General features: G+C 49.0%; 2 protein-coding genes. Both read right to left on the bottom strand.

All coding sequences use genetic code 11. The annotated features are described in order from the left end of the window. The coding region (locus tag ACRC27_RS06700; protein WP_438639477.1) for a cellulose synthase operon protein YhjQ/BcsQ at positions 1–599 on the bottom strand (599 nt) is incomplete at its 3' end. Between the two features lie 250 nt (positions 600–849). Next, on the bottom strand, positions 850–1,047 hold the full coding sequence (locus tag ACRC27_RS06695) for a hypothetical protein (protein WP_010862936.1): 198 nt from the start codon (positions 1,045–1,047) through the stop codon (positions 850–852). Positions 1,048–1,070: the final 23 nt, after the last annotated feature.

Genomic DNA, 1,070 nt, shown 5'->3' with positions numbered 1-1,070 from the left:
TGCCACAGTTGCCAGATATCGCGCGACAGCTGGGGATAGGTATGGTGACGATTGACGAGCCAATAGTGATGATCCAGCGCCGCGGCGTCAGGCGTCACCTGCTGTTGCGTAAGCATCTCGGCTGGATGGGCGGCGCTATACATCAGTGCATGGCAGGCGGGATCCGCTTCGGTGACATGTAGCCATAAATCGGCGATGTCGTGCGCTTGCTGGGCAAAGGTGAGCGGATAGCGTGGAATATCGAGAATGATCCAAGTGCGCCGATCCAGCGCCAGGCTGCTTACCGCCTGTTGTAGCCAAGTGGAGGGTAGCGTATCTAATGCTGCAAAGTTTGTGGGCCGACCAAATGGCAGTAGCAACAGATTCGGGTAACCGGTGGCAAACGCCGCCTGATACCAAGGTCGTTGCTCGGTGATAGCTTGCGCCCAACCGGTATTGATATGAAAACCTAATCCGACATGCTGACCCAGCAGATTATGCGGGCTTAAATCCCACAGTAATACCGGATAGTCCATTGCTTGCAGGGTGGCAGCCAGCCCTGCGGCGACGGTAGTTGTCCCGCATCCTCCACGGATCCCCTGAATAGCAATGACTGGCATGATTAACCGTTCCTTTTGCTAAATTGTATTGTCTGACTGTTTTTTTATTCTGCTGTGTTGTGGTTATATTGGTTTTTTATTTCTTTATTTTTATTTACGTCGCGTTTTATCGCTGTGTCTCGTGAAATATTATTCGTCTACAATCGCATTATTTCTAAATGTGTGTGGCTTTGGGGTGGCAACTAATTTTTTGGTTATAAGAGTTCGTCTTTGAAGAATAATTTATTACATCACGTTGGTATTAATACTTTCAGGCTGCAGCGGTATGTTCTGTGTCTGGTTCTTTTGGCGTAACCAAACTTTGCGCCAACAGAGGCCAGCGATCGGTAATGCCTTTAATCGCTTCTAAGTCTTTGACTTCGAGGTACTGTAACTGACTGATATGGTAGCAGTTAAGCAGGTTAGTTACGTCCTCGCCGGTAGTGCTGTTCGTCAGATTCGTTTGCATCACTCATTCCTCAGACGCTGCCG

Origin of the sequence: Plesiomonas sp. (assembly GCF_051650925.1) — a bacterium.
In the GTDB taxonomy this organism is placed as follows: Bacteria; Pseudomonadota; Gammaproteobacteria; order Enterobacterales; family CAMTGL01; genus Plesiomonas.
Note: the sequence above shows the minus strand (reverse complement) of the source record. Positions and strands in the feature narration are given on the sequence as shown.

Coding starts and splice junctions, on each gene's coding strand:
- ACRC27_RS06695 (WP_010862936.1), bottom strand. CDS start 1,047: ATGCAAACGAATCTGACGAACAGCACTACCGGCGAGGACGTAACTAAC.